At 66.8% G+C, this 18,837-nt stretch carries 11 protein-coding genes and 1 pseudogene; 10 read left to right on the top strand and 2 right to left on the bottom strand.

The window, feature by feature from the left end:
- The first annotated feature begins 9 nt into the window (after positions 1 to 9).
- From G6N43_RS27080 to G6N43_RS27040, 9 genes are all read left to right on the top strand, one after another.
- On the top strand, positions 10 to 4,191 hold the full coding sequence (locus G6N43_RS27080) for a glycoside hydrolase family 38 N-terminal domain-containing protein (RefSeq protein ID WP_083157250.1): 4,182 nt from the start codon (positions 10 to 12) through the stop codon (positions 4,189 to 4,191).
- A gap of 11 nt (positions 4,192 to 4,202) precedes the next feature.
- A complete protein-coding gene (locus G6N43_RS27075) occupies positions 4,203 to 4,736 on the top strand; it encodes a DUF7158 domain-containing protein (RefSeq protein ID WP_083157282.1) in 534 nt (177 codons plus the stop codon).
- The gene (locus G6N43_RS27070; protein WP_083157249.1) at positions 4,736 to 5,647 is read left to right on the top strand and encodes an ROK family protein; all 912 of its coding nucleotides are present in this window, start codon (positions 4,736 to 4,738) and stop codon (positions 5,645 to 5,647) included. The genes G6N43_RS27075 and G6N43_RS27070 overlap by 1 nt, the downstream gene beginning before the upstream one ends.
- Before the next feature lie 53 nt (positions 5,648 to 5,700).
- A complete protein-coding gene (locus G6N43_RS27065) occupies positions 5,701 to 6,561 on the top strand; it encodes an LLM class F420-dependent oxidoreductase (RefSeq protein ID WP_083157248.1) in 861 nt (286 codons plus the stop codon).
- Positions 6,562 to 6,836: 275 nt separating this feature from the next.
- A complete protein-coding gene (rplJ, locus tag G6N43_RS27060) occupies positions 6,837 to 7,403 on the top strand; it encodes a 50S ribosomal protein L10 (RefSeq protein WP_083157281.1) in 567 nt (188 codons plus the stop codon).
- 44 nt (positions 7,404 to 7,447) lie between these two features.
- The gene (gene rplL, locus G6N43_RS27055) at positions 7,448 to 7,840 is read left to right on the top strand and encodes a 50S ribosomal protein L7/L12 (protein ID WP_083157247.1); all 393 of its coding nucleotides are present in this window, start codon (positions 7,448 to 7,450) and stop codon (positions 7,838 to 7,840) included.
- A 251-nt stretch (positions 7,841 to 8,091) separates the two neighbouring features.
- Positions 8,092 to 9,168, top strand: a complete 1,077-nt coding sequence (locus G6N43_RS27050) for an ABC transporter ATP-binding protein (protein ID WP_083157246.1) — start codon at positions 8,092 to 8,094, stop codon at positions 9,166 to 9,168.
- A gap of 113 nt (positions 9,169 to 9,281) precedes the next feature.
- Positions 9,282 to 11,468 carry a molybdopterin-containing oxidoreductase family protein gene (locus G6N43_RS27045; RefSeq protein ID WP_083157245.1) on the top strand — a complete coding sequence of 729 codons (2,187 nt, stop codon included), beginning with the start codon at positions 9,282 to 9,284 and terminating at the stop codon, positions 11,466 to 11,468.
- A gap of 125 nt (positions 11,469 to 11,593) precedes the next feature.
- Positions 11,594 to 13,525 (top strand): alpha/beta hydrolase family protein, encoded by a 1,932-nt coding sequence (locus G6N43_RS27040; protein WP_179967871.1) that lies wholly within the window; start codon positions 11,594 to 11,596, stop codon positions 13,523 to 13,525.
- Here G6N43_RS27040 and G6N43_RS27035 read toward each other — a convergent pair.
- A pseudogene (locus G6N43_RS27035) lies at positions 13,522 to 14,755 on the bottom strand (IS256 family transposase). The gene G6N43_RS27040 and the pseudogene G6N43_RS27035 overlap by 4 nt on opposite strands.
- A 50-nt stretch (positions 14,756 to 14,805) precedes the next feature.
- Complete coding sequence (locus tag G6N43_RS30905; RefSeq protein WP_263991961.1) at positions 14,806 to 14,928, bottom strand: hypothetical protein; 123 nt, start codon at positions 14,926 to 14,928, stop codon at positions 14,806 to 14,808.
- Between the two features lie 397 nt (positions 14,929 to 15,325).
- On the opposite strand from G6N43_RS30905, the gene rpoB reads away from it, so the two are divergent.
- Positions 15,326 to 18,829 carry a DNA-directed RNA polymerase subunit beta gene (gene rpoB, locus G6N43_RS27030; RefSeq protein ID WP_163658224.1) on the top strand — a complete coding sequence of 1,168 codons (3,504 nt, stop codon included), beginning with the start codon at positions 15,326 to 15,328 and terminating at the stop codon, positions 18,827 to 18,829.
- Positions 18,830 to 18,837: the final 8 nt, after the last annotated feature.

Raw genomic sequence — 18,837 nt, 5'->3', positions numbered from 1 at the left:
GGTTTTGGCGTGCACGTGATCTCCGCGGAGGCGACGCAGCTGTTCACCGGGCCGTCGCAGGCGCCGCAGCAGTTGGTGCGGGTCACCTACACCGATGGAGCCGGGAGCGTGCGCATCGAAGGTGACCGCCTGACCGGGCGCGCCAAGGCCGACCCCGGCGACGGCAGCATCGAGGTGCCCGTCGTGGTGACCGACCCGATCCCCGGCGAGGTGCGCGGCGCGCGGGTGATCGCCGGGGACAGCATCACGCCGTTCGAGTTCATCGTCGCCGAACCCGGCTGGACGATGTACATGGTCAGCCACTTCCACTACGACCCCGTGTGGTGGAACACCCAGGGGGCGTACACGAGTCTGTGGACCGAGGACCCGCCGGGGCGCTGCAGACAGACCAACGGCTTCGACTTGGTGCGCGCCCATCTCGAAATGGCGCGGCGCGAACCAGAATACAAGTTCGTGCTGGCCGAGGTCGACTACCTCAAGCCGTTCTGGGACACCCATCCAGAAGAGCGCGCCGACCTGCGCAGGTTCATCGCAGAGGGCCGCGTCGAGATCATGGGCGGCACCTACAACGAACCCAACACCAATCTGACGAGCCCGGAGACCACGATCCGGAACTTCGTGCACGGCATAGGGTTTCAGCGCGGAATCCTGGGGGCCAACCCCGCCACCGCATGGCAGCTCGACGCGTTCGGGCACGATCCACAGTTCCCCGGTATGGCGGCCGAGGCGGGCCTGACGTCCAGCTCGTGGGCGCGCGGACCGCACCATCAGTGGGGTCCGATGCTCGGGGGTGGCGATCCCGAACGGATGCAGTTCAGCAGCGAGTTCGAGTGGATCGCACCGTCCGGTCGCGGTCTGCTGACCCATTACATGCCAGCCCATTACGCGGCCGGGTGGTGGATGGACTCGGCCGCCACGCTCGAGGAAGCCGAGGCCGCGACGTACGAGTTGTTCGCGTCGCTGAAGAAGGTCGCGTTGACGCGCAACGTGCTGTTGCCGGTCGGCACCGATTACACGCCGCCGAACAAGTGGGTCACCGAGATCCATCGCGATTGGAATGAGCGCTACACGTGGCCGAAGTTCGTGTGCGCGTTGCCAAGAGAGTTCTTCGCCGCGGTGCGCGCCGAGCTGACCGAGCGCGGTGTCGAGGCGTCGCCGCAGACCCGCGACATGAACCCGATCTACACCGGCTGCCACGTGTCCTACATCGACACCAAGCAGGCGAACCGGGCGACGGAGGACGCGGTGCTGGACGCCGAGAAGTTCGCGGTGTTCGCGGGTCTGCTCGGAGGAGCGACCTATCCGGAAGCCGCGCTGGCCAAAGCCTGGGTGCAACTCGTCTACGGCGCGCACCACGACGCGATCACCGGCTCGGAGTCCGACCAGGTTTACCTCGACCTGCTGACGGGATGGCGCGACGCGTGGGAACTCGGCACGACGGCGCGCGACAACGCGCTGGCCATGCTGTCGCAGGCGGTCGACGGGGACGTCGTCGTCTGGAATGCGGTGGCGCACAAACGCAGTGATGTGGTGACGGCGAGATTCGAACGACCCGTCGGACCTGGGGTTCGGGTGTTCGATTCCGACGGTAGCGAGTTGCCCGCGCATGTCGAGCACGGGGGGCGGGAGGTCAGCTGGCTGGTGCGTGACGTGCCGTCGTTGGGGTGGCAGTCGTATCGCCTGGAACCCGCGTCCTCGGCCGACGGCTGGAAGCCGTTGGACGGGAACGAGATCGGCAACAGTCACTACCGGCTGCGGGTGGACCCCGCACGGGGCGGCGGAGTGGTTTCGTTGGTTGAGGTCGCATCGGATCGCGAATTGATTGTCGCGGGCAGGGTCGGCAATGAGCTCGCGGTGTACGACGAGTACCCCGCACATCCGCAGGCCGGTGAGGGACCATGGCATCTGCTGCCGAAGGGCCCGGTCGTCTGCTCGTCGGCGGGCCAGGCTGAGGTCCAGACGTATCGTGGACCGCTGGGGGAGCGGGTGGTGATCCGCGGCCGCATCGGAGATCTGTTGCGCTACACGCAGACCCTGACGCTGTGGCACGACGTGGCGCGCGTCGACTGCCGGACCACCGTCGATGAGTTCACGGGAGCCGACCGCCTGCTGCGGTTGCGCTGGCCGTGTCCGGTCCCTGGGGCATTGCCGGTCAGCGAGGTTGGCGATGCGGTGATCGGCCGCGGATTCGGGCTGCTGCACGAGAAGGGTGAGCAGTCGGCCGTCGACTCGGCCACGCACCCGTGGACGCTGGACAACCCCGCCTACGGCTGGTTCGGTCTGTCCTCGGCCGCGCGGGTGCGGGTGGACGCCGGGGTGCGTGCCATATCCGTGGCCGAGGTGGTGACGCCGGCGGCGGAGGCGTCGGCCCCGATGACCCGCGCGCTGATGGTCGCGCTGGTCCGTGCGGGCGTCACCGCAACGTGTAGCGACGCCGACCATCCGCGTTACGGCAATCTCGATGTGGACTCCAACCTGCCCGATGCGCGGATCGCCATCGGTGGTCCAGGCGAGAATTCGTTCGTCGCAGCGGTTTTGGCTGCGGCCGATCCGGAGTACACCGGGGAGCTCGAACGCCAGTTGCAGTCGACGGGCCACGCCCGAGTCTGGGTGCCGGCCGCGGCGCCGCTAGCAGACGAGTGGGTGCCGGGTGCGGATCTACGCCCGGTGCGTGCGCTGCCGGTGCTCATCGTGGCGGGTTCGAATCTCGAGGCGGCGGTCGACACCTTGGTCGAGGACCTCGCCGACTTCGAGATCGTCGTCGACCAGACGGCGCCCGCGGGACTCGAACCCTTCGAATCGCGCACGGTCGCGGTGCTCAACCGCGGAATACCGGGATTCGCCGTCGATTCCGACGGCACCCTGCACACGTCGCTGATGCGTTCGTGCACCGGTTGGCCGTCGGGCACCTGGATCGACCCGCCACGACGCACCGCACCCGACGGCTCCAACTTCCAGCTGCAGCACTGGACGCACACCTTCGAATACGCGGTGGTGTCCGGTGACGGCGACTGGCGTCAGGCCGCGATCCCGGCCCGCAGCGCAGAGTTCTCCCGGCCGCTGCATGCCGTCATCGAGAACACCGGCGCCGCAGGCGGTTTACCCCCGTGGGGTTCGCTACTGGAGATCGAGCCGGCGGGCACCGTGCAACTCGGCGCGCTGAAGGCGGCGGGCAATCCGTTGGCGGGTGGTAGCGCCCGGCACGTCCACCCCGTCGACGGTGTCGCGGTGCGCTTGGTCGAGACCTCCGGTGCCGCAACCGAGGTGGAGGTCCGGTCGGGCCTGCGTCGCGTGGCGGCGGCCGCGCGCGTCGACCTCCTCGAACAGCCCCGTGTTCAACATCTTTCGTCGGGCGATCTCACCCTGCACGGATTCGAGATCGCCACCGTCCTGACCCGGCTGAACCTGCCGAAGGTGCTGGAGGCCGACCACACCGTGCTGGCGCCCGACGCCGAGGCGGCACAGCCGCTGTATGCGCGGTACTGGCTGCACAACCGCGGCCCTGCACCACTCGGCGGCCTGCCGGCCGTCGCGCACCTGCATCCGCAGCACGTCGCCGTCGAACCGAATTCGCAGGTACAGCTGCGACTTACGGTATCCAGCGACTGCAGCGACACCGTGTTGCACGGCAGGGTCAGGCTCTTGTGCCCGGACCGCTGGACGGCCGATCCCGCCGAGTTGCCGTTCATGCTGCCGCCGGGCGGGCACCTCGCGACCGATGTGCTGCTCGATGCACCCAAGGACGCGGCGCCGGGCCTGTACCCGATTCGCGCCGAACTCGTCCTGACCGGCCACCACGTCTCGATGCCACCGTCCTGGCGGCAGGTCGTCGAGGACGTCTGCGTCGCAACGGTTTCCGCCCCGACCGACGACAGCCTGTTGCGGTTCGTCGCCGACCCACAGCCCGTCGATGTCAAGGCGGGTGAACGCGCCGTCCTGACAGTGAATGTCGCCACCGACGCCTACGCCGACATCGCCGTCGAGGCCCACCTGATCAGCCCGTGGGGGACCTGGGAGTGGATCGGCCCAGGGGTGACGGGAGTCGACCTGGCGGCGCGCGGCACGGCCGAACTCACCTTCGACATCGCGCCGCCGGCCTGGGTGGAGCCCGGCCGGTGGTGGGCGTTGATCCGGGTCGCGGGCGCCGGGCAACTGCTGTACTCGCCCGCCGTCGAGGTGACGGTCCGGTGAGTGTCGCGGCGATGGTCAACGGGGTGCCGGTGTCGGTTGCGGAGGTCGACGCGCGGGAAGCGCAGCTGCGAGGATCGCGTGCCGCGTCGTCGTTGCCGCGTCCCGGCACCAGCGAGGGGCGGCAGCTGAGGCGTTGGCTGACACAGCTTCTCGTCACCGAACGCGTCGTGGCCGCGGAGGCGACGGCTCGTGGATTGACCGCCGATGGCGCGCCGTCCGAGGCCGAGCTGTTGCCGAACGTGACCGTACGGCTCGAGATCGGTAGCGTCGCTGCGTCGGTGCTCGCCGATCCGTTGGCGCGGGCGCTGTTTGCGAGCATCACGGAAGCCGTCGACGTGACCGACGACGCGGTCGCGGCGTACCAGGCGCGGAACCCGATGCGCTTCGCCGACCGCGCGGAGGTCGCCGACCACCTGCGCGCCGCGGCCCGGCGTCGCGCGTTCCGGCTGTGGCTGGACGCCCGCTGCGCCGCGCTCGTCGAACTGGCGCCCGGCTATGAGCACCCCGGCGATCCGCGACAGCCCGACAACACCCACCGACACTGATGAGCGACCTCACCCTCGCAATCGACATCGGCGGCACGAAGATCGCCGCGGGTCTCGTCGACGACGACGGGGCACTGGTCCATCACGCGAAGCTGCCGACGCCCGACGGGGACGCCGAGGCGGTGTGGACGGTGGTCGATTCGCTCGTCACCGAGGCGCTCGCGGTGGCGGGCGGTGCCGTGCGCGGCGTGGGCGTCGCGTCCGCCGGGCCGATCGATCTGCTCGCGGGCACCGTCAGCCCGATCAACATCACCGAGTGGCGCCGCTTCCCGATCGTCGAGCGGGTGTCGGCGATCGTCGGCGCGCCCGTGCGACTGGGTGGCGACGGGCTCTGCATGGCGATGGGGGAGCGGTGGCGCGGCGCGGGGCGGGGCGCCGAGTTCATGCTCGGCATGGTGGTGTCGACGGGCGTGGGCGGCGGACTGGTGCTCGACGGTGCGCCGTACGACGGTCGGACCGGCAACGCGGGACACGTCGGCCATGTGGTCGTGGACCCCGAGGGTCGACCGTGCGCGTGCGGGGGCCGCGGCTGCGTCGAGACGATCGCGAGCGGTCCCCGGATGGCGCAGTGGGCGAGGGAGCATGGCTGGGAGGCGCCCGCAGACGCCGATGCCAAGGAACTGGCCGACGCGGCGGCGGCGGGCGATGCCATCGCACTACGTGCCTTCAAAAGGGGTGCGACGGCCGTGGCCGCGACGATCGCGTCGGTCGGTGCGGTCTGCGACCTCGACCTCGTCGTCATCGGCGGGGGTGTCGCCAAAGCCGGCGCGCTGTTGTTCGACCCTCTTCGCGAGGCACTCGACGCCTACGCCGGGCTGGACTTCATCCGCGATCTGCGCGTCGTGCCCGCCGAACTCGGCGGCGATGCCGGCCTCGTCGGCGCGGCGGCCTTGGTGGTTTCGGCGTGCTGAGTCTCGCTGAGCGTGACTGCGCACGCCCACATCGCGGGTGAAAGTATGTGCATATGCGTGTCGGTGTGGTGTTTCCCCAGACAGAACTAGGCGGTGACGTCGGTGCGGTACGCGCCTACGGGCAGGGAGTCGAGGAGCTGGGGTACACGCACGTCCTGGCGTACGACCACGTCGTCGGCGCCGATCCCGCCGTTCATGCCAACTGGGATGGGCCCTACGACATCGACACCACGTTTCACGAACCGTTCGTCATGTTCGGCTACCTCGCGGGGGCGACGACAGCCCTCGAGTTCGTCACCGGCATCATCATCCTTCCCCAGCGCCAGACCGCGCTGGTCGCCAAGCAGGCTGCCGAGGTCGACCTGCTGACGCAGGGTCGGTTCCGGCTCGGCGTCGGAATCGGTTGGAACGCAGTGGAATACGAGGCGCTTGGGCAGGACTTCAAAACCCGGGGCGTGCGGTCGGAGGAACAGATCGAGCTCATGCGACGGCTGTGGACCGAGCGCAGCGTCACGTTCAAGGGCAAGTTCGACACGGTGACGGGCGCCGGCCTGGCGCCGCTTCCGGTGCAGCGGCCGATCCCGGTGTGGATCGGCTCGGCGGCGACCAAGGGGTACGAGCGGATCGGGCGGCTCGCCGATGGCTGGTTCCCGATGATGAGTCCAGGGCCGAAGCTGGACGACGCCCGCCGGGTGGTCAATGACGCGGCGATCGCGGCGGGTCGCGACCCCGAAGCGATCGGCATGGAAGGACGGATCAACACCGCCGACCCCGACGCCGCCGCGACCGCGTTGGCGGAGTGGGCCGACGCCGGGGCCAGCCACGTCACCATCAACACCATGGGTCGGGGACTCAAGACCGTCGACGACCATCTGGCCGCCCTGACAGCGATCGCCAAGGTGGTTTCGGCGTGACTGGTCACGCTCAGCGAGACTGAGCACGCCGAAATCGCAGCCGTCGGGTACGCGTTTTGGCTGATCGGCGGGTGGTCGGCTATTCTTGCGGCGTTCTACCGAAGACCGTTGGTCACCGAGAAGTCGGTTGAAGGTCCGGGATTGCCCGGCGGCCCACGCAGGAGGACGAGGCTAGTGCTCTATTTGCGCGCCCCGACCTGTCTGCGTCGGGGCGTTCGTCATTTCCGGACGTGATTCCTCTCGGTCCCGCGGTCCCCATCTACGAGGAGGCATGCATGGCCAAGGCTGACAAGGCCACCGCGGTTGCCGACATCGCCGAACAGTTCAAGGGCTCGACGGCGACGCTCGTCACCGAGTACCGCGGACTGACGGTTGCCAACCTCAAAGACCTGCGCCGTTCGCTCGGCGATTCCGCCACCTACACGGTCGCCAAGAACACGCTGGTCAAGCGTGCCGCGGCGGAGGCGGGCATCGAGGGTCTCGACGAGCTTTTCGTCGGGCCCACCGCGATCGCGTTCGTCAAGGGTGAAGCCGTCGACGCCGCCAAGGCGATCAAGAAGTTCGCCAAGGAGAACAAGGCGCTCGTCATCAAGGGCGGCTACATGGATGGCCGCCCGCTGAGCGTCTCCGAGGTCGAGCGGATCGCCGATCTGGAGTCGCGTGAGGTGTTGCTGGCCAAGCTGGCCGGCGCGATGAAGGCCAATCTATCGAAGGCTGCCGGGCTGTTCACCGCGCAGCAGGCGCAGGCCGCCAGGCTGTTCGCCGCATTGCAAGAAAAGAAGGCCGCCGAGGCGCCCGCTGCTGCGGAGGCTCCGGCTGCTGCAGAGGCACCCGCCGAATAACCCCGTCACAAACCCACACGTAAAAAAGTAGGAAAGGTTCAACCATGGCCAAGCTGTCCACCGACGAGCTGCTCGACGCGTTCAAGGAACTGACGCTGCTGGAGCTCTCTGAGTTCGTCAAGAAGTTCGAGGAGACCTTCGAGGTCACCGCCGCTGCCCCGGTCGCTGTGGCGGCCGCAGGCCCGGCCGCTGCCGGTGCGCCCGCCGAGGCCGCCGACGAGCAGTCGGAGTTCGACGTCATCCTCGAGAGCGCCGGCGACAAGAAGATCGGCGTCATCAAGGTTGTCCGCGAGATCGTCTCCGGCCTGGGCCTCAAGGAGGCCAAGGACCTGGTCGACGGGGCTCCCAAGCCGCTGCTCGAGAAGGTCGCCAAGGAGGCCGCCGACGACGCCAAGGCCAAGCTCGAGGCCGCAGGCGCGACGGTCACCGTCAAGTAGCCGCAGCATCACGGAAAAGCCCCCGGTTCGCCGGGGGCTTTTTCTGTTGAACCGGCGCCGCACGCCCATACCGAGGGGTTTTGCCGCAATTTATGGTTTAGGCTGACAGCAGTGTGAAAATTAAATTTCACCAGCGTCAATATCTGTATTGACACTAGTCCGGTGGCGCCGTTGGCCGTGCGCTACAGTGACTCAAGCCACAGGCGGGAGGCATGTGGCCGGCGAACATTTTTGGCGGAAGGATCGCGCGCGTGGGCATTGGCATTCAGGTTGAGGGACTGACCAAGTCCTTCGGGCCCCAGCGAATCTGGGAGGACGTCACGCTGGAGATTCCGGCAGGCGAGGTCAGCGTGCTGCTGGGCCCATCCGGTACCGGCAAATCGGTCTTCCTGAAGTCGCTGATCGGCCTGCTGCGTCCCGAGCGAGGCAAGATCATCGTCGATGGAACCAACATCATCGAGTGCACCGCCAAGGAGCTCTACGAGATCCGCACTCTGTTCGGTGTGATGTTCCAGGACGGTGCCTTGTTCGGCTCGATGAGCCTGTACGACAACACCGCTTTCCCCTTGCGTGAGCACACCAAGAAGAAGGAAAGCGAAATCCGCAACATCGTCATGGAGAAGCTCGACCTCGTGGGTCTGGGCGGTGACGAGAACAAGTTCCCCGGCGAGATCTCCGGCGGTATGCGCAAGCGTGCCGGCCTGGCCCGCTCGCTGGTGCTCGACCCGCAGATCATCCTCTGCGACGAGCCCGACTCGGGTCTCGACCCGGTGCGTACCGCCTACCTCTCCCAGCTGCTCATCGACATCAACGCGCAGATCGACTGCACGATCCTGATCGTGACGCACAACATCAACATCGCGCGCACGGTGCCGGACAACATGGGCATGCTCTTCCGTAAGCACCTGGTCATGTTCGGCCCCCGCGAGGTGCTGCTGACCAGCGACGAGCCCGTCGTCAAGCAGTTCCTCAACGGCCGCCGTATCGGCCCCATCGGCATGTCCGAGGAAAAGGACGAGTCGACCATGGCCGAAGAGCAGGCCATGATGGACGCCGGCCACCACGACGGCGGTGTCGAGGAGATCGAGGGCGTGCCGCCGCAGATCCAGGCGACGCCGGGCATGCCGGAACGTCGGGCCGTGGCCCGTCGCCAGGCGCGTGTCCGCGAAATCCTGCACACCCTGCCGCCGAAGGCGCAGGAGGCGATTCGCGACGACCTCGAGGGCACTCACCGGTACCACACCAGCCAGTTCGCGGAGGAGCCCACCACGCGGCACCACCACGACGAGGACGCCCCGACCGGCGTCATCCCGACCGTCGAGAGGTAGATCTCGTCGCGGGTTCGCCGCCGTGGACTGCTGTTAGCGGGTTGATTGTCTGCACTTAGTGCGGGGGATCAACCCGTTAATGCATAACGGTCCCATCCGGAGGCGAAGAGGGCATGACGACCGAGCACAAGCCGACGTTCTGCCGGATCTGCGAGCCGCTGTGCGGCATGATCGCGACGGTCGAGGACGGTCGCCTCACGGCGCTGCGCCCCGACAAGGACCACCCGATCTCGGCTGGTTTCGCCTGCCAGAAGGGCATCGCGTTCAGCGAGATCGTCAATGATCCCGACCGGGTCACCGAACCGCTGCGGCGTAGGCCCGGCGGCGGTTTCGAACCGGTCGGCTGGGACGAGGCTATGGCCGACATCGCGGCCCGACTGGCCGACATCCACCGCAGGCACGGATCCGGCGCGATCGGCTGGTACTACGGCAACCCCGGCGCGTTCAGTTATAGCCACACGCTCAGTCTGAATACGTTGATGTTCGGCTTCGGCTCCAAATTTCACGTGTTCACCGCAGGCAGTCAGGACGTCAACAACCGGTTCGTGGCCAGCCAGCTCCTGTACGGCTCGCCGCTGGCGCTGCCGGTGCCCGACGTCCTTCGCACCGATCTGCTCGTCGTGGTCGGCGCGAATCCCGTTGTGTCCCATGGCAGTGTGCTGACGGCCCCGCGGATCAAGGATCGCATGCAGGACATCGTCAAGCGCGGTGGCCGCGTACTCGTCGTCGATCCGCGTAAGACGGAAACGGCCGCAGCATTCGAATGGCTGGGCATCGTGCCCGACGGCGACGCCTACCTCCTGCTGTCGCTGCTGCACGTGATGTTCGGCGAGAACCTCGTCGACTGGACGCGGCTCGCCCGCCAGGCCGACAGTGCCACGTGGCTCGAGCAGCTGGCCAGACCGTTCACCCCGGAGGCGACGGCGCAGCGCACCGGAATCGATCCCGACACGGTCCGGTCACTGGCTCGCGACCTCGCACGCACCAAACGCGCCGCGGTATACGGCCGCGTCGGCACCAGCATCGGCGAAAACGGCACGCTCACAACGTATCTGCTCGACGCGGTCAACCTGGTGGCCGGAAACCTCGACGTGGCGGGCGGCAGCATGTTCGGCCGCTTCGGGCTGCCCGGCGAGCGCTGGCTGGGCAAGGCCGGTGCCGCGCTGCTGCGGTCGACCTACTCGCGCAGGCGCTCACGCATCGGCGGCTTCCCGTCGGTGCTCGGATCCGAGCCCGCCGCGGTGATGGCCAAGGAGATCACGACGCCCGGCCGCGGTCAGGTCAAGGCGCTGTTCGTCAGCGCGGGCAATCCGGTGCTGTCGGTGCCCAACGGCGAGGAGCTGGAGACCGCGCTGGAGTCCCTGGAGCTGATGGTCGGCATCGATCTGTACGTCAACGAGACGCTGGCGCACTGCGACTACGTGCTACCCGCGGCGTCGATGTACGAGCGCGACGACTTTCCGCTGCCGTTCCAGACGCTGCAGCCCACTCCGTTCCGGCAGGCCACCGAGGCCGTCATCGCCCCGGTGGGGCAGGCCCGTCCCGAGTGGGAGATCATCGACGATCTCACTTCGCGGCTGACGCGACGGACACCGGGGTTCGCGATGCTGGCCGCTGCGCGAAAGGCGTTGTCACTCTTCGGTGTTCGGCTCACCCCACGGCTACTGGTCGACGCCGTCATCCGGCTCGGCGAGGCGGGGGACCGGTTCGGGCTGCGTCGCGGCGGGCTGTCCTTCACCCGCCTGACCGCGGAACATCCGCACGGCATCGTGGTGACGCCGCACCTGCGCGAGGGGGTGCTGAGGAACATCGTCGTATACCGCGGCGGCCGGGTGCGGCTGCGCCACGACGACATCGCCGCCGAGGTCGACAAGCTCGCGCGCCGCGAAGCACCCGAGGGATATCCGCTGCGGTTGATCGGCATGCGCGAGGCTCGGTCCGAGAATTCGTGGATGCACAACGCGCCGCTGCTGATGCGCGGTGAGCGCAGCCAGCGTGCGCGCATGCACGTCGACGATGCGGCCGCGGCGAACATCGTCGACGGCGACGTCGTGCGCATCGCGTCGCCGCACGGCGAGATCGAGGTGCCCGTCATCGTCACCAAGGACATCGTCGCCGGGGTGGTCGCGGTACCGCACGGCTGGGGGCACAAGGGCACGGGCGGGTGGCGGCTGGCCAACCGCGCGGGCGGCGCCAACGTGAACAAGCTGACGTCCAGCAACCCCGAGGACATCGAGCGGCTGGCCGGCATGGCGCGACTGACCGGGGTGCCGATCCGCGTCGAGCGAGTCGCCTCTTAGCGTCGCACCGCGCTAACAGAGCCACCACCTGAGCAAACGCTCCGGTTCGGCTCGGAATCTCGGAACCGCCCAATTGAGCTGACAATGCACGTTATCTTTCTGGCGGTCAGCGAACAGGAGGGTGCATGGTCGACCGGGTCTTGGTGTGGATGGCGACCGGCGTGGTCACCGTGGGGGTCTCGGCAGGGTTGTTCGCCGGGTCGGGGATCGCAATGGCTACCGAAGGCGCGTCCAGCGACGGCGGCAACACATCGACGTCATCGTCGTCGGATTCCACCGGAAGCAAGAGCGACGGCGCTGGGTCGGCGACGGGCCCCAAGAGCGACGACGGAACCAAGCAAGGCGATTCCCGCACCGGTAGTGAGCAGAACAAGAAGGACGACGAGAAGAAGGGCGACGCCAAGAAGGACGACGAGAAGAAAGCCGACGAGAAGAAAGCCGACGCCAAAAAGGACGACGAGAAGAAGACCGACGACGGCACGGACGCTCAAGCCGAGAAGTCCGACGAGAACACTCAAAACGAGACGACCGACGACGAGGTCACCAGCGGTGACGAGGTCATCCAAGCCGACACCACCGCGGTGGAGATAGACACCGGCCACAACGACGCGAGCGCGGCATTCGACACGTCGGGCGGTTCACAGACGCCCACGATCGAGCGGGGCCTGACCCAGAGCGTCGACACCCAATTCGGAAACGCCGCGAAGACCACCGGAGAGGACGTCGAGAAAGAGACGCCAGTCGTCGAAACCGAACCCGGAGAAGCCCGGGAATTCGCAACGGAATTCACGACGCTGGCGCTCGACACCACCTTCGCAGAAACCGAAGATCCCGAACTCACGGCCGTCGCGGTGGCGTCCACCGCCCGGACCCAGGTCACCGCCGTCGCGACCGCGACACCCTTGAACCTCCTGCTCGACGTGATCGGCACGATCGTCTTCGGCCTGTACGGCTTCGTCATCCAGCTGTTCGGCGGGCCACCCATGCTTCCGCCCAACAGCACGGTGACGGTGTACAGCTCGAGGCTGCGGATCGACTGCGGGTGCGCGCCGGGAGCCGGCGAGAGTGTGCCCGCCGACTGGTACGTCCCCAAGAACTCGCAGCCGGATCGGCTCATCTATCTGCAGCACGGATTCCTCGCGGCCGGGCCGTGGTACAGCTACACCGCCGCCACGCTGGCCGAACAGACCAACAGCATCGTCGTCGCCCCGTCGATCACCTCGAACTTCCTGGACTACGGCCAGTGCTGGCTCGGCGGTGCGCCGATGCACCAAGCGATGGCCGGGCTGTTCACAGACGACAACACGGCGCTCGCCGAGAGCGCGGCCGCGGCGGGCTACAACGGCCCGATTCCCGACCGGGTGGTGTTGATGGGCCACTCGCTCGGCGGCGGCGCGGTCTCCGGCATCGCCGGCTACATGACCGACAACGGCAGCGTCGACCGGCTCGCCGGCGTGGTGCTGCTCGACGGCGTCGGTCTGAACGGCCGGATGGCCAGCGATCTGCGAAAGGTCGACGACGGTATCCCGATCTACCAGCTCGCAGCGCCCAAGTACATGTGGAACATGTTCGGCAACGGCACCGCCGCGCTGATGCAGGCGCGCCCCAACGCCGACTTCTACGGTGTGACGCTGGCCGGCGGCTCCCACGTCGACACGATGCGCGGCGGCAACTTCCTGATTCAGTTCGCGCAGCAACTGGTGGCGGGTTTCTCCAGCCCGCAAAACGTTGCGGCGGCCCAGATCCTGATGGTCGGCTGGGTCAACGACATGTTCGCCGGCAACACCGACCAGGGCATCTACCTGCAGCGCGGAGAGACCCGCACGATCGACACCCCTGCAGGTCGGGCCACCCTGGTTGACCTGCCGAATTCGCTGCGCAGGCCCTACCTGCTGAACTTCCTCGAACCGTTCATGGCGCTGAGTGCGGGACTGTTCACGCTGCAGCCGGGGTGTCTGCGGGAGGAGGTCGGAACGAGGATAGCGTCCCGGGGAGTGGTGGACTTCGGATCTGGCGTGGTTCACGCGTTGCGATCAACGAGTCATGTTGAACGCTAGGTGATTTGGTGTTGTTTGACAAGTGCTGCCGCGGCGTGTTTTGTCTCGATGACGGCGCGTAGTTCGTCCATGGAGACATCGGAAAGATAGCGGCGGGTGACCTGCCACTCGTCGTGGGCTTCGATGACTACCGCGGTGGCCAGGCGCAGGAACGCTGCGGGGTTGGGGAAGATCTCCACGACATCAGCGCGGCGCTTGATCTCCTTGTTGAGCCGTTCGATGGGGTTGTTCGACCAGATCTTCTGCCAGTGCGCCCGCGGGAACGCGGTGAACGCCAGCACGTCGGTCTTGGCCTCGCCGAGCATGGCCGCGACTTTCGGGAAGCTAGGGGCCAGGGTGTCGGCGACGCGGTCCCACTGGGCGGCGACCTCGGCGGGGTCGGTGTGGGCGAAGATCGTCTTGACCGCCGCAGTCACCGCCGGCGCGTGTTTGGCGGCGACCGCGGTGTGCAGGTTACGCATGAAATGTACCCGGCACCGCTGCCACGATGAACCGGTGAACTGCTGCGCCACCGCGGCTTTGAGCCCGGCATGGGCGTCGGAGATCACCAGATGCACCCCAGTCAGGCCGCGGGCTTTCAGCGACGCCAGAAACTCTCGCCAGAACTCGAAGGACTCACTGTCACCGACCGCAGTGCCCAGCACTTCACGGGTGCCCTCGAGGGAGACCCCGGTAGCCACCACCAGGGCCTGAGAGACGACGTGCGCCCCGATACGCACCTTGCAGAACGTCGCGTCGCAGAACACGTACGGGAACTGCGTGTGGGTCAAGCTGCGGGTCCGAAACGCCTCGATCTCCTTATCCAGGCCCGCGCAGATCCGTGAGACCTCCGACTTGAGACCCCGCCGCGACGCCCATCGCCGCGACCAGGTCATCGACACTGCGGGTCGACACGCCGTGCACGTAGGCCTCCATGATCACCGCGTGTAACGCCTTGTCGATACGGCGGCGCCGCTCCAACAGCGACGGGAAGAACGACCCAGCCCGCAGCTTGGGGATCTGCACCTCAATATCGCCTGAGGTGGTCGACACTGTCTTCGGGCGGTGCCCGTTGCGGTGCACCGTGCGTTCGTCACTGCGCTGATAGCGGCCCGCGCCGATCGTGGCGGTGGCCTCGGCCTCGATGAGCTGCTGCAGGCCGGCGCGGATCAATTCGGCAAACACTGCGCTCGCATCAGCGGACTTGAGCGCGTCGAGCTGGGCAAGCAGGGCAGAATGATCCTGGGTCATCGCGTCGTGTGTCTTCCTGTTGAGTCACTTGGTAGGTAACTCACTGACCACTACGCGATGGCCCACCCCAACACCGGCAACGACACACCCAGCACCATCGGCCTCAGCTCCCGAAACCCCACCACACCAGGGGACTTACCCGGAACGAGCGCCCGATGCACGAATACGGTCACCGCTTGAGCCTCCGCAAACCGGGTATCAACGTAAAAGTCCACACCAAACACCGCGTTATCTCTTGACGGAAGGGCTTCGAAGGGCCAATCTGTTGGTCAGCAATGTACGGATGGATGAGAAGGATCGAGTCGCCAGCCAGCGTCCCGGCTGTCCGTACGTGCGGTGGTTGAGGAATACGCCGTCCTGCGGTACTGTTGGACGTTGCGCTGGCTGCATCCTGCCCTCCAAACCCGCACCTGACACCGATGTTTTAGCCTGAGTCCGCTCAGTGATCTAGTCGTGTGTCCTGCTTACGGGCACTTTTGGGCTTGAGAAGCCAGCCAAACCGACGCAGATATCGCGATATGAACGGAACGGCGCTCAAGCCTTTTGAGGCCATCCGGATCGTCGCATGAGGTGCTGGAAGGATGCATCTTGGCAGGGTCCCGCCAATCCAAGTCAGCAGTAGCAACCAATAACTCCGTACCAGGAGCACCAAACCGAATTTCCTTTGCAAAGCTCCGTGAGCCGCTCGAGGTTCCGGGGCTACTTGACGTTCAGACCGAGTCTTTCGAGTGGCTGATCGGATCGGATCGCTGGCGCGAGAACGCCAAGCTCCGCGGCGACGCCATCGAGCCCGTCGGCGGCCTCGAAGAGGTGCTGACCGAGCTCTCGCCGATCGAGGACTTCTCGGGTTCTATGTCGCTGTCGTTCTCCGACCCGCGCTTCGACGAGGTAAAGGCCCCGGTCGACGAGTGCAAAGACAAGGACATGACGTACGCGGCGCCGCTATTCGTCACCGCCGAGTTCATCAACAACAACACCGGTGAGATCAAGAGTCAGACGGTCTTCATGGGCGACTTCCCGATGATGACCGAGAAGGGCACCTTCATCATCAACGGCACGGAGCGTGTCGTGGTGTCCCAGCTGGTCCGCTCGCCCGGTGTGTACTTCGACGAGAGCATCGACAAGTCCACCGAGAAGACGCTGCACAGCGTCAAGGTGATCCCCGGCCGCGGTGCGTGGCTGGAGTTCGACGTCGACAAGCGCGACACCGTCGGTGTGCGTATCGACCGCAAGCGTCGTCAGCCGGTCACCGTGCTGCTGAAGGCGCTGGGCTGGACCAACGAGCAGATCGTGGAGCGCTTCGGCTTCTCCGAGATCATGATGGGCACGCTGGAGAAGGACAACACCGCAGGCACGGACGAGGCGCTGTTGGATATCTACCGCAAGCTGCGCCCGGGCGAACCGCCGACCAAGGAGTCCGCGCAGACCCTGCTGGAGAACCTGTTCTTCAAGGAGAAGCGCTACGACCTGGCCCGCGTCGGCCGCTACAAGGTGAACAAGAAGCTGGGCCTCAACGCCGGCCAGCCGATCACCAGCTCGACGCTGACCGAAGAGGACGTCGTCGCCACCATCGAGTATCTGGTGCGCCTGCATCAGGGCGATCAGACGATGACCGCTCCCGGCGGCGTCGAGGTCCCCGTTGAGGTCGACGACATCGACCACTTCGGCAACCGTCGTCTGCGTACCGTCGGCGAGCTGATCCAGAACCAGATCCGGGTGGGCCTGTCCCGCATGGAGCGCGTCGTGCGCGAGCGGATGACGACTCAGGACGTCGAGGCGATCACGCCGCAGACCCTGATCAACATCCGTCCCGTCGTGGCGGCCATCAAGGAGTTCTTCGGCACCAGCCAGCTCTCCCAGTTCATGGACCAGAACAACCCGCTGTCGGGCCTGACCCACAAGCGTCGTCTCTCGGCGCTGGGCCCCGGCGGTCTGTCCCGTGAGCGTGCCGGCCTCGAGGTGCGCGACGTGCACTCGAGCCACTACGGCCGCATGTGCCCGATCGAGACGCCGGAAGGCCCGAACATCGGCCTGATCGGCTCGCTGTCGGTGTACGCGCGGGTGAACCCGTTCGGCTTCATCGAGACGCCCTACCGCAAGGTCAAGGACGGTGTCGTTACGGATGACATCGAGTACCTGACCGCCGACGAGGAGGACCGCCACGTCGTGGCGCAGGCCAACTCACCGACCGACGAGAAGGGCCGCTTCCTCGAGGAGCGTGTCCTGGTTCGCCGGAAGGGCGGCGAGGTCGAGTTCGTGTCGGCGACCGAGGTCGACTACATGGACGTGTCGCCGCGCCAGATGGTGTCGGTCGCGACGGCCATGATTCCGTTCCTCGAGCACGACGACGCCAACCGCGCCCTGATGGGTGCGAACATGCAGCGCCAGGCGGTTCCGCTGGTCCGCAGCGAGGCGCCGCTCGTCGGCACCGGCATGGAGCTGCGTGCCGCGATCGACGCCGGTGACGTCGTCGTCGCCGACAAGGCGGGCGTCATCGAAGAGGTCTCCGCCGACTACATCACCGTGATGGCCGACGACGGCACCCGGCACACCTACCGGATGCGCAAGTTCGCGCGGTCCAACCACGGCACCTGCGCCAACCAGCGCCCGATCGTCGACGCCGGCGATCGCGTGGAGGCCGGCCAGGTGATCGCCGACGGTCCCTGCACCGAGAACGGCGAGATGGCACTGGGCAAGAACCTGCTCGTGGCGATCATGCCGTGGGAGGGTCATAACTACGAAGACGCGATCATCCTCTCCAACCGTCTGGTGGAAGAGGACGTGCTCACCTCGATTCACATCGAGGAGCACGAGATCGATGCTCGCGACACCAAGCTGGGCGCCGAGGAGATCACCCGGGACATCCCGAACGTCTCCGATGAGGTGCTGGCCGACCTCGACGAGCGCGGCATCGTCCGCATCGGCGCGGAGGTCCGCGACGGCGACATTCTGGTCGGCAAGGTCACCCCGAAGGGTGAGACCGAGCTGACCCCGGAGGAGCGGCTGCTCCGCGCGATCTTCGGTGAGAAGGCGCGCGAGGTCCGCGACACGTCGCTCAAGGTGCCGCACGGTGAGTCCGGCAAGGTCATCGGCATCCGCGTGTTCTCACGTGAGGATGACGACGAGCTGCCCGCCGGCGTCAACGAGTTGGTCCGCGTCTACGTCGCGCAGAAGCGCAAGATCTCCGACGGCGACAAGCTGGCCGGACGCCACGGCAACAAGGGCGTCATCGGCAAGATCCTGCCCGTCGAGGACATGCCCTTCCTGCCCGACGGCACGCCCGTCGACATCATCCTGAACACGCACGGCGTGCCGCGACGGATGAACATCGGCCAGATCCTGGAGACCCACCTCGGGTGGGCGGCCAAGGCCGGCTGGAAGATCGAGGGCAATCCGGACTGGGCGGCCAACCTGCCCGAGGAGATGCACGAGGTCGAGCCGAACACCATCGTCTCGACGCCGGTGTTCGACGGTGCCCGCGAGGAGGAGCTGCAGGGTCTGCTGTCCTCGACGCTGTCCAACCGCGACGGCGACACGCTCGTCGACGGCGACGGCAAGGCGCAGTTGTTCGACGGCCGCAGTGGTGAACCGTTCCCGTACCCGGTGACGGTCGGCTACATGTACATCCTGAAGCTGCACCACCTGGTCGACGACAAGATCCACGCCCGCTCGACCGGCCCGTACTCGATGATCACCCAGCAGCCGCTGGGCGGTAAGGCGCAGTTCGGTGGTCAGCGATTCGGCGAGATGGAGTGCTGGGCCATGCAGGCCTACGGCGCGGCGTACACGCTGCAGGAGCTCTTGACCATCAAGTCCGACGACACCGTCGGTCGCGTCAAGGTCTACGAGGCGATCGTCAAGGGCGAGAACATCCCCGAGCCGGGCATTCCCGAGTCGTTCAAGGTGCTTCTCAAAGAGCTTCAGTCGCTGTGCCTCAACGTCGAGGTGCTGTCGTCGGACGGTGCCGCGATCGAGATGCGCGACGGCGATGACGAGGACCTGGAGCGCGCTGCCGCGAATCTGGGAATCAACCTGTCCCGCAATGAATCTGCGTCCGTTGAGGACTTGGCCTAATAGTTTCT

Origin of the sequence: Mycolicibacterium moriokaense (assembly GCF_010726085.1) — a bacterium.
Lineage (GTDB): Bacteria > Actinomycetota > Actinomycetes > Mycobacteriales > Mycobacteriaceae > Mycobacterium > Mycobacterium moriokaense.
Note: the sequence above shows the minus strand (reverse complement) of the source record. Positions and strands in the feature narration are given on the sequence as shown.

Excerpts from the sequence above, each read along its gene's own strand:
- rplJ (WP_083157281.1), top strand. The coding sequence starts at position 6,837 with ATGGCCAAGGCTGACAAGGCCACCGCGGTTGCCGACATCGCCGAACAG.
- G6N43_RS27045 (WP_083157245.1), top strand. The coding sequence starts at position 9,282 with ATGACGACCGAGCACAAGCCGACGTTCTGCCGGATCTGCGAGCCGCTG.
- G6N43_RS27040 (WP_179967871.1), top strand. The coding sequence starts at position 11,594 with ATGGTCGACCGGGTCTTGGTGTGGATGGCGACCGGCGTGGTCACCGTG.
- rplL (WP_083157247.1), top strand. The coding sequence starts at position 7,448 with ATGGCCAAGCTGTCCACCGACGAGCTGCTCGACGCGTTCAAGGAACTG.
- G6N43_RS27075 (WP_083157282.1), top strand. The coding sequence starts at position 4,203 with ATGGTCAACGGGGTGCCGGTGTCGGTTGCGGAGGTCGACGCGCGGGAA.
- G6N43_RS27070 (WP_083157249.1), top strand. The coding sequence starts at position 4,736 with ATGAGCGACCTCACCCTCGCAATCGACATCGGCGGCACGAAGATCGCC.
- G6N43_RS27065 (WP_083157248.1), top strand. The coding sequence starts at position 5,701 with ATGCGTGTCGGTGTGGTGTTTCCCCAGACAGAACTAGGCGGTGACGTC.